The sequence below is a fragment of the Synechococcus sp. H55.9 genome, assembly GCF_047462355.1.
In the GTDB taxonomy this organism is placed as follows: Bacteria; Cyanobacteriota; Cyanobacteriia; order Thermostichales; family Thermostichaceae; genus Thermostichus.
The window spans coordinates 1-9,713 of record NZ_JANSJB010000051.1 but is presented as its reverse complement, the minus strand read 5'-3'; the positions used below and the strand labels follow the sequence as shown (position 1 = coordinate 9,713).

The 9,713-nt window shown below is 60.5% G+C and carries 10 protein-coding genes and 1 tRNA gene; 7 read left to right on the top strand and 4 right to left on the bottom strand.

The window, feature by feature from the left end; translation table 11 throughout:
- Together NW857_RS08055 and NW857_RS08050 are read right to left on the bottom strand one after the other, a co-directional pair.
- The coding region (locus NW857_RS08055; protein ID WP_414368594.1) for an HD domain-containing phosphohydrolase at positions 1–1,198 on the bottom strand (1,198 nt) is incomplete at its 3' end.
- Positions 1,199–1,459: 261 nt separating this feature from the next.
- Positions 1,460–1,533, bottom strand: a tRNA-Pro gene (locus NW857_RS08050).
- Between the two features lie 124 nt (positions 1,534–1,657).
- Here NW857_RS08050 and NW857_RS08045 point away from each other — a divergent pair.
- On the top strand, positions 1,658–2,113 hold the full coding sequence (locus tag NW857_RS08045; RefSeq protein ID WP_414334752.1) for an HHL1-like protein: 456 nt from the start codon (positions 1,658–1,660) through the stop codon (positions 2,111–2,113).
- 10 nt (positions 2,114–2,123) lie between these two features.
- Here the strand turns inward: NW857_RS08045 and NW857_RS08040 are convergent, their stop codons facing one another.
- Positions 2,124–3,035, bottom strand: coding sequence for an alpha/beta fold hydrolase (locus tag NW857_RS08040; protein ID WP_414334753.1), 912 nt, complete (start codon positions 3,033–3,035; stop codon positions 2,124–2,126).
- Positions 3,036–3,384: 349 nt separating this feature from the next.
- Between NW857_RS08040 and NW857_RS08035 the strand changes: the two genes are divergently transcribed.
- Positions 3,385–4,818 carry a folate/biopterin family MFS transporter gene (locus tag NW857_RS08035; RefSeq protein ID WP_414334754.1) on the top strand — a complete coding sequence of 478 codons (1,434 nt, stop codon included), beginning with the start codon at positions 3,385–3,387 and terminating at the stop codon, positions 4,816–4,818.
- A 113-nt stretch (positions 4,819–4,931) separates the two neighbouring features.
- Here the strand turns inward: NW857_RS08035 and NW857_RS08030 are convergent, their stop codons facing one another.
- Complete coding sequence (locus tag NW857_RS08030; RefSeq protein WP_414334755.1) at positions 4,932–5,582, bottom strand: CDP-alcohol phosphatidyltransferase family protein; 651 nt, start codon at positions 5,580–5,582, stop codon at positions 4,932–4,934.
- Between the two features lie 201 nt (positions 5,583–5,783).
- Between NW857_RS08030 and NW857_RS08025 the strand changes: the two genes are divergently transcribed.
- From NW857_RS08025 to NW857_RS08005, 5 genes are all read left to right on the top strand, one after another.
- Positions 5,784–6,770, top strand: coding sequence for an ABC transporter ATP-binding protein (locus NW857_RS08025; RefSeq protein WP_414334756.1), 987 nt, complete (start codon positions 5,784–5,786; stop codon positions 6,768–6,770).
- A 76-nt stretch (positions 6,771–6,846) separates the two neighbouring features.
- Positions 6,847–7,779, top strand: coding sequence for a nucleoside hydrolase (locus tag NW857_RS08020; protein WP_414334757.1), 933 nt, complete (start codon positions 6,847–6,849; stop codon positions 7,777–7,779).
- Between the two features lie 35 nt (positions 7,780–7,814).
- On the top strand, positions 7,815–8,369 hold the full coding sequence (gene pgsA / locus NW857_RS08015) for a CDP-diacylglycerol--glycerol-3-phosphate 3-phosphatidyltransferase (protein ID WP_414334758.1): 555 nt from the start codon (positions 7,815–7,817) through the stop codon (positions 8,367–8,369).
- The gene (ruvC, locus tag NW857_RS08010; RefSeq protein ID WP_414334759.1) at positions 8,344–8,862 is read left to right on the top strand and encodes a crossover junction endodeoxyribonuclease RuvC; all 519 of its coding nucleotides are present in this window, start codon (positions 8,344–8,346) and stop codon (positions 8,860–8,862) included. The genes pgsA and ruvC overlap by 26 nt, the downstream gene beginning before the upstream one ends.
- 114 nt (positions 8,863–8,976) lie before the next feature.
- Positions 8,977–9,630: an LON peptidase substrate-binding domain-containing protein gene (locus NW857_RS08005; RefSeq protein WP_414334760.1), complete on the top strand. Its 654-nt coding sequence runs from the start codon at positions 8,977–8,979 to the stop codon at positions 9,628–9,630.
- Positions 9,631–9,713: the final 83 nt, after the last annotated feature.

Sequence of the window (9,713 nt, the reverse complement as noted above, 5' to 3'; positions counted from 1 at the left end):
GGTAGATCTCCAGGATTTCGCCGCGCCCGCGCTTAAAAGCTGCCACCACGTGGGGATCGAAGTGGCTGCCGCTGTTGTTTTCCACAAAGCGAAAGATCTCGTCTAGATCCCAGGCTGCTTTGTAGGGGCGGCGGCTGGCCAAGGCGTCGAACACGTCGGCCAAAGCCACAATCCGCCCTTCCAGCGGGATCCCTTCGCCCTTGAGGCCCCGCGGGTAGCCGCTGCCATCGAACTTTTCGTGGTGGGTGAGGGCAATGATGGCGCTTTTTTTCATCAGCTCCGAGTCGGACTTGCTGAGGATCTCGTAGCCAATCTCAGGGTGGCGGTTCATGATCAGGCGCTCTTCAGGGGTGAGGGGGCCTGGCTTTTGCAAGATGGCATCCGGGATCCCGATTTTGCCCACATCGTGCAGGGGGCTGGCGTAGAAAATCAGCTCCTGTTCTCGGCTGGAGAGGCCCAACTCTTTGGCGAGAATGCGGGAGTAGTGGCTCATCCGCTTGAGGTGAAACGAGGTGTCTTGATCCCGGTATTCGGCAGCCTGGGCCAGACAGAAAATCGTTTCCAGGTGAGCGGCTTTCAGCTCTTCCCGCAAGCGCACATTTTGATAGGCAACCGCCGCCTGGGAAGCCAGGGCTTCGGCCACCCGGACTTCCAACTCAGAAAACGGCTGGCTCCAGTCAGCCACCTGGTTGGGCGCTGGGTCAGCAGGGCGATCCGGCCTGAGACGGTTCAAGAGTTGCAGGGCGCCGAGGATGTTTCCTGAGGGATCCCGCAGCGGCACCGTGAGCAAAGAGCGGGTGCGGTAGCCGGTTTGCTGATCTACTTGGGAGTTGAAGGCATAGGGCAAGCCCGGTGGCAAGCGATAGACGTCCGGCAAGTTCAAGCTCTCCCCAGTGAGCACCACATAGCCCACAATGCTGGAAGGAGTGAGGGGCAGGCGCAGATCCTGCAGCTCCTCGTTGCGGTTGACCACGAAAAAGCGCAACTCTTCTCCCTCCCGGATGAACAAGCTGGCGCCATCACAGCAGGTCAGCTCGCGGGCTTGGGCGACAATCAGTTCCAGCAGGCGCCTGAGATCCGTTTCCGAAGAAAGGGCGATCCCCACTTGAATGAGGCGTTGGCTGAGACGCAGGGCATCTGGGGTATCAAACCCGGTTTCGCGGGGGTGAAGGTCGAAGGGGGTGGCCAGGTGGGTCACGGTTGGTTCTCCATGGCAGAGTTTGGCAGCAGCGCGTTCACAATAGAACGGTAGCAGGGCCATGCGGCTCCTGCCGCTGCCCCAATCCCGTTGGGCGAGACCAGCCCAACAACACCCAAAGCACCCAGGTCTTGGGTTATCTCAAACCCAATTGAGGCACTCCCCAAGCGCCGTTGCCCCTTCTCCTTGCCAAGGCCCGTCTACTCTACATATTCTCCCGGCTGGGGAGCCGGGAGGCCAACGCGATTTTGCCCAAGCCCATCGGGATGACAGGATTCGAACCTGCGACCCCTTCGTCCCGAACGAAGTGCGCTACCAAGCTGCGCTACATCCCGCTGGTAGGCTTCTTCAACCGCCCACCAAGGCTCAATAAGTATAGCACGCCGGTCGGAGCAACCCTGGAAGGAAGGGATCCAATCTGCGCTAAGCTGCAAAAACACCCCTCTTGTCAAGCCAGGTATGAGTCAGTCCAAGGGTTTCAGCCCATCCAGGCCGGAGAAAAAGCCGGCCAAAGCCAACACGGCCAAGCGCAAGGAAGCCGCCAAACGCTACGACGAGCTGAAAGCCAAGGGGATGCCGGAGTTCAACATCTTTGTTCGACATCGCCAGCCCGCGCCCGGCAAGCCCAACCCCTGGCTGCCGGTGGGATCCCTGGCGGTGGGGCGTTCCGGTGCCATTCACCAGGCCATTTTCCAAAATGAAGAAGAGCTCAAAAAAGCAGCCGTGAGGCTGTTTCCCCGTCTTAGTAAAGTGAAAGATGACCTAGAGTTTGGGTTTCGCCTCAAAGATCCAGACTTCCAAGACGAGCCGATCCAGGTGGCGATCCGGCCCCAGCCCTCGCCCCTTCAAGTTTGGATGACCAAAATACGGAGTTGGTTGGGCCTATCTGCTCAAAAAACTTCCCCAAAAACCTGAGGACAGCCTGTCAAACAGCCGCAAAGGCTCTGGGCAGCCAGCCCACAATCAGAGGGTTAACCACCTCTGGGCGTTCGTCATGGGGGCAATGGCCGGTATTGGGAATGGGCAAAAACTGGTAGTCGATCCCCTGCACATGGTTTTCAAAGCCGCATCCCCGTTGAATGGGCGTCCAGGGATCCTCTTCTCCCCAGAGCACCAACAGCGGACAGCGCACCTGGGGCAGCAGAGATTCGGGAGTGGGGCCGGGAGGAGCGGTGAGGATGGCAGCAAACACCTGCTGAGCGCCCACATCACAGGAAGGGGCATAGAGGAGCTCCACCAGCTCATCGGTAATGGCGGCGGGGTTGCGATATACCTGTTTCAGGGTGGCACGGATCCGCTGCCGCTGCCGCACCCGATCAAACACCCACGGCCCGGTCGCCGGAGAGGCTACCAGGGCAGTAAAGGCGGCCATGAAAACGCGGAAAATCGGGTTGAGCTCGTGGGAGCGGTGGTTCAGGCCGCCGGCACAGTTGAGCAGCACCGCCCCTGCGGCCAGTTGAGGGTGTTGGGCGGCCATCATCAAGCTGAGCAAGGCCCCGATGGAATTGCCAATAAACACCGCCGGCTGCTGCACGTGCTGCTGCCAAAAATCCGCCAGCAACTCCGCCCACAGATCTAGGCTGTAGGGGAGAGCAGGCTTGGCCGAGCCACCAAACCCCAGCAAATCCAGGGCATAGACCCGGTATCCCGCCTCAGCCAGCACGGGGATGTTGTGCCGCCAATGGCCGATGGAAGCCCCAAAGCCATGCACCAAGACCAGCGGAGATCCGGATCCCTGCACCACGTAGCGAATGGCATGGCCGCGCCAGCTCCAGACTTGAGGAGCAAAAGGCGCGATGACATCAGCCGCCCAACCGGCAGGAGAAGCAGTGAACACAGCCAGAAAGAGGTGGAAATGTTCTGAGACTACTCCTTCATCCTACTGCCACTCTGGAATAGCCTCGTCTTCTGGCCCTCACCCCCCAACCCCTCTCCCAGAGAGAGGGAAGTCACGGCTTCTCTAGACTAGAAATGACTCCCAAATGCTCACATCCGGCTGCTGCCGACCAGTGCGGGCTCGGAATCTGGGCAAGTATCCACCAGTCCAGTTGTTTTAGAGCGTGGCCCCTGGTGCCCGCAAGCCGGTTGGACGGGTTAGAGTAAAGGGACTGTTAAGATTTCTGATGGTTTTGCGGTTGCCGAGGCAACACTGCGCAAATGTAACACTACGCAACTCTGCACCCCCCATGCTCCATCCTCTGCTGCAACGGCTGCGCTCCTCCACCCTGACCCCGCTGCGGGATATCCACTGGACACCAGAGCTATTCGGGATCCTCTTGGTGTACTTTGTGCAGGGGGCGCTGGGCTTGGCACGGCTGGCCACCAGCTTTTATCTGAAAGATAGCTTGGGCCTCAGCCCGTCGCAGGTGGCAGCGTTGATGGGCGTTGCCATGAGTCCCTGGATCCTCAAACCCCTCTACGGCCTGCTGTCGGATACCGTGCCCGTAGCGGGCTACCGCCGTCGTCCTTACCTCTTGCTTTCTGGGCTTCTGGGGTGCGTGGCTTGGCTGGGCATGGCGCTGTGGGCGCCGACGGCTGGGCTGGCCACCCTGTGGATGGTTTTGGGATCCCTGGCGGTGGCGGTGGGAGATGTGATCGTGGATTCGCTGGTGGTGGAGCGGGTACATGGCCATGACTGGGCAGGGACGGGCACGCTGCAATCTTTGACTTGGGGGGCAACGGCCTTGGGATCCCTGCTCACCGCCTATTTGGGAGGGGCGCTCTTGGCCCATTATTCGCCGCAGGTGGTGTTTGGGCTGACGGCCTTTTTGCCGTTGTTCATCGCTCTAGCGGCTTGGGTGATTGTCGATCAGCCGGTGGCGTTGTCTCAAGGCTGGGATCCCTTGCAGCAACAGGTGCGCCAGGTGTGGCGGGCGCTGCGGCAGCCCAGCATTCTGCTGCCGGTGCTGTTTGTATTCGTTTGGCAGGCCACTCCCAGCGCCGATGTGGCTCTTTTTTACTTTGTTACCAACGACCTCGGCTTTGGGCCGGAATTTTTGGGTCAGGTGCGCTTGGCAACCAGCATGGCCAGCCTGCTGGGGGTCGGGATCTTCCAGGTGTATCTGCGGCGGATCCCACTGCGGCCCCTATTCGGCTGGATGACGGTGCTCTCGGCGGGATTGGGCCTGACCAGCCTCATTTTGGTCTATCACCTCAATCGGGATTGGGGCATCGACGATCACTGGTTTAGCTTGGGGGACAGCTTGGTGCTGACGGTGGCCGGGCAAATTGCCTTCATGCCGGTGCTGGTCTTGGCCGCCCGCCTTTGCCCCCCTGGGATCGAGGCCACCCTCTTTGCCCTGCTGATGTCGGCTTTTAATCTGGCGGGGTTTCTCTCCCAAGAGCTGGGATCCCTGCTGATGCATGGGCTGGGGGTGACGGAGACCGATTTCAGCCGGCTGGGGCTGCTGCTGATCCTGACCAACCTTTCCACCCTCTTGCCCTTGCCGTTTTTGGGCTGGCTGCCGGAAGGAGCCGATCGCCTGAGCGGTGCGGAGCACTATTCAGAGGCGGAAGCCCAAGCCTCTCTGGAAGCTTTTTTGCAGGATGTGCGCCCAGAAGAGACCGAGGCTGCTTTGGCGATAGAAGGGGTCGCTCTGGTCGAAACCGACTTGAATTAGAGTTGGTTTCAAACCTGATGAAGACACTCCCCAATCACTCCGCGCCGCTTCCCTCACCCCCAACCCCTCTCCCAGAGGGAGAGGGGAGTTAGGAAGCTGGGTGACGAACCGTTTTACTGTTGCCAGTCTGACCTTGGAGCAGAAAAGGATCCCAGCGCCCAGATCAACCGCTGCGCAGCGCTGAAGAGCACCAGAATCGCCATCAGCCCAAACAAACCCACCATGTACTCGGGGAAAAGGAAAAACAAACTGTAGAGAAAGATGGTTTCGCTGCCCTCGATCAGCCCAGGCGGCATGGTTAGGCTGGTCAGTTCCCCTAAGGACTCTGTCCCGTTGATGCAAACAACCCTTCGCCGTTTTTCCAGCAGCCCCGCCAGGTACATCCAAGCGCAAAGGTTGATGTAAAAGCTGGCCAGCATCAGGGCCAGAAATGCATAGCCTGCCAGGGATCCCTGGTGAAAGGCCAGCCCCAGGGGAACGACCGCATACACCACCACATCCAGCAGCATATCCAGGTAGCCGCCCAGATCGCTTTGCCGCCCCTGCAGCCGAGCTAAGGTGCCATCTAGCCCATCCATCAACCGGTTCAGCAGCCACAGGCCCAGCCCCCATCCATAAGCCCCGTAGGCCGCTGCTGCGCCAGAGGCCAGGCCCACCGCAAACCCCGACAAGGTAATGACCAGGGGATGCACCCGTTGGAGAGGGGTTTGCAGCACCGGAGCCAAGAGCCGCTCCTTCCACTGCCTCAGGGTTTTATCCAGCAAGGAACACTCCTTTGAGAGTCGCCCGTTGGGAGCTAACTTGGAACTCATCATCCCAGATCCAGAAGGCGAGCGTGTAGGCTGAGACAGACTTAAGCTGGGCCAAGCCCGCTGGGTAAACTTAAGAAAGAAGGGGCCAAGCACTGGTCAACCCAGCAAGTGGCGCTTCCAGAAGGCTGAGCAACCCTGACCCCGGACACCCCCATGAGCGAGACTCTTGCTCCTGCGCTAGAGGCGACTGACCTCCATCCCGAACCGGCCATCGCCATCTCCGGCTTGACCAAAACCTATCGCACTGGCTTTTGGTTGAACAAGGTGGTCAGCCCCCTCAAGGATTTTTCTTTGACAGTGGCCCGCGGCGAGACCTTTGGGCTGTTGGGGCCCAACGGGGCCGGCAAAACCACCACGATCAAATGCCTGCTGGGGATTGTGGAGCCCACCAGCGGCAGCGGCACGCTCTTGGGCAAACCTTTGGGGGATCGCTCCATCAAGCAACAGGTGGGCTATTTGCCGGAGAACCCCTATTTTTACGATTACCTGACAGCATGGGAATTTCTCCATTTTGCCGGCAAGCTGTTTCGCCTGCCCGATAGCCTTCTCAGGGAGCGGATCCCGCAACTGCTGGAGCTGGTGGGGCTTTCTGTAGATACGGCCCGCAAAAAACAACTGCGCACCTACTCCAAGGGCATGCTGCAGCGCACCGGCATGGCCCAAGCCCTGATCAACGACCCGGAGCTGGTGTTTCTGGATGAGCCGATGTCGGGGCTGGATCCCATGGGCCGCTACCAGATGCGGGAGATCATCTTGTCCCTCAAGCAACAGGGCAAAACGGTGTTCTTTAACAGCCACATCCTGGGGGATGTGGAGGTGATCTGCAACCGCGTCGGCCTGATCGTCGGCGGCAAATTGGTGCAGCAGGGGACGTTGGACGAGCTGCTGGGCCAGAGCAAAAGCTACCGCGTGCAAGGGCACGGTGGCGCCATCGACCAGTTCCGCGACTGCCTAGGGCACTTCTCGATCCAGGGATCCCATTGGTCGGGGGAATGGAGCGGATCCCTGCCGGAGCTGCTGACCCTTCTCAGCCAGGCGGGGGCGGTGGTGACCGATTTGCATTGGCAGCGGCAATCTTTGGAAGAATTCTTTGTCAATCAGGTGCGGGCTATCGAAGGCGATCATCCCGTCTCTGCCTAGACTTGCCCCACCCCAGTTGCTCTCCAGCGCAGCAGAAAAGCCTACACTGGGGGAGTAAGCCGCTACCGGGATCCCTATGGTGCCCCTGATCATCGATTGCGACCCCGGCCAAGACGATGCGGTGGCCCTGCTGCTGGCGATGGCCTCACCTGAGCTGCAGTTGCTGGGCATTACCACGGTGGCTGGCAATGTCTCTGTGGAGAAGACCAGCCGCAACGCGCGGCAGATCTGCGAGTTGGCCGGTCAGCCGCAGATGGGAGTCTATGCCGGCTGCCCTCGCCCCCTCTTGCGCCCCCTGGAAACTGCTGAGGACGTGCATGGCAAAAGCGGGATCGACGGCGCCAATTTGCCGGAGCCGCAGATGCCGCTGGGATCCCGGCACGCGGTGCAATTTCTCATCGAGACCCTGATGGCTGCCCCTGAGCCGGTTACCCTGGCGCTGCTGGGCCCGATGACCAACTTGGCGGTGGCCCTGGTGCAGCAGCCCCGGCTTGTGGAGCGCATCGGGCGGCTGGTGTTCATGGGAGGATCCGCCTTTGAGGGCAATGTCACCCCGGCGGCCGAGTTCAACATCCTCACCGATCCCCACGCCGCCCAGATCGTGCTCAGCGCCGGGATCCCAGAGGTGGTGATGCTGGGTCTGCACGTCACCCAACAAGTCCTCAGCACGCCGGAGCGGATCGAGCGGATTCGCGCCCTCAACACCCAGGTGGGGCAGACGGTGGCCAACATGCTCACCTTTTACGGTAAGGTCGATGTGGAGCGCTACGGGTTGCCGGGGGGGCCCTTGCACGACCCTTGTGTTATCGCCTACCTCTTGCAGCCGCAGTTGTTTGAACTCAAGCCCTGCTATGTCGAGGTGGAAACGGCCAGCCCCTTGAACCTGGGCCGGACGGTGGTGGATCGCTGGGGATCCAGCGGCCGTCCCGCCAATGTCCAGGTGGCTTTTGGAGTAGATCCTGAAGGGTTCTACCACCTGCTCACCGAGCGCCTGGGCCGTTACCGATAATTCTGGTTAACTTTATCCTTGAGGCCAGATCTGAGGTGGACAATCCCGGCGCCGTCCAAAGTGTCAAACTGGCGTGGGTAAACCTGCCCACCGCCGTTACCCTGCTGCGGTTGGCAGGGATCCCCTTTGTTTTGCTGGGGCTGAGCCTGAGATCCCCGTTGGGAGAGCGGCTGGCCCTCTGGGCGTTTTTGCTGGCGGCGGCAACCGATTGGCTGGACGGCCACTTGGCCCGCCGCTATGGGCTGATCACCGATGTGGGCAAAGTTTTGGATCCTTTGGTGGATAAGCTGCTGGTGGTGGCGGCCCTGCTGGGCCTGCTGGAGTTGGGGCGGATCCCGGCCTGGGGAGTCTTTTTGCTGGTGGGGCGAGAGCTGGTCATTGCCGGTTGGCGGGCTAACCAAAGCCAAATCCGCGGCGCCAATCTCTGGGGCAAAGCCAAGACCGTGACCCAAATCCTGGCCATTGCTCTGCTGATTTTGGGGTGGCCGGGCGGGATCCCTTGTTTTTGGGTGGCGGTGGTTCTCACCCTGATCTCTGGCCTGACCTATTTGCACAACGATGGTGTTGCCAAATCCTCCCCGTCGCGATAGCGGCGCGGAGCGCTATGATGAGCAGCGCATCCTCGGGTTGGATCCGGGCCTGGGAACTTTGGGTTTTGGTTGCATTCTGGCGGGATCTGCCGGGTTAAAACCCGTGGATTATGGGGTGATCAGCACCCCTAGCCAACACTCGATGCCGGAACGGCTGCAAACGCTGTACGAGGACTTGAGCCAGTTGCTGTGCCAACTGCGCCCGCATCAGGTGGGGCTGGAAAAGCTCTTTTTCTACAAAATGGGCAACACCATTGCCATCGCTCAAGCTCGTGGCGTGATCCTGCTCACCTTGGCCCAACATCACCTGGTGCCGGTGGAGTTTACCCCTGCCCAAGTCAAGCAAAGCCTGACAGGCTACGGACGCGCCGACAAACAGGCCGTACAAGCCGCCGTGGCCCGCGAGCTCAACCTGCCCAACCTGCCCCGTCCGGATGATGCCGCCGATGCCCTGGCTATCGCCATCACGGTCTGGCACCACCGCTTCTTTTGAGGGATCCCGGCCCCGTTCGACTTCAGCAAAGGCGACCAGATTGGCCGTTCGCGCTGGCGGGCCGAAGGCCTTTCAAGATGGGCTAGACTCAGTACAGCGAGAAGCACAAGCCCTATGCCTTCTTCTTCCGTGGATGTTCGCGAGCTGCCCCTGTTTCCCTTGCCGGAGGTGGTACTGTTTCCGGGCCGCCCCCTGCCGCTGCACATTTTCGAGTACCGCTACCGCATGATGATCAACACCATCCTGGAGACGGATCGCCGCTTCGGGGTGCTGATGTTCAATCCCCAGACGGGATCCCCGGTGCGGATAGGCTGTTGTGCTGAGGTGTTGCAGGTGCAGCGGTTGCCGGATGACCGCATGGACATTTTGACCTTGGGGCAGCAGCGCTTCCGCGTCCTGGATTACGTGCGGGAAAAGCCCTTCCGGGTGGGGCTGGTGGAATGGATCGAGGATGAGCCGACCACCTCTTCCGAGGAGCTGCAGAGCTGGGCGCGCCAGGTTACGACTCTCCTGCAGGACGTGGTGCGTCTTTCGGGCAAATTGATGGAGCGCGATACCGAGCTGCCGGAGCAGCTTCCCACCACCCCTGTAGAGTTGTCCTACTGGGTGGCCAGCCACTTCCAGGGAGCCCCTCAGGAGCAGCAAGCGCTGCTGGAAATGGTCAACACCGAAAGCCGGCTGCGCCGCGAAGCCGAAATTCTCGAGTCCACCCGCAAGCACCTGGCCGCCCGCACAGCCCTCAAGGATCTGTTTACAGAAATCTCCTGAGGTGCCTGTCAACCGGCCAGCTCTGCTCCCATCTGTTCTGGCAACTCTTGTGGATTTTAACGTAAGGTGCGGAATTCCCCACC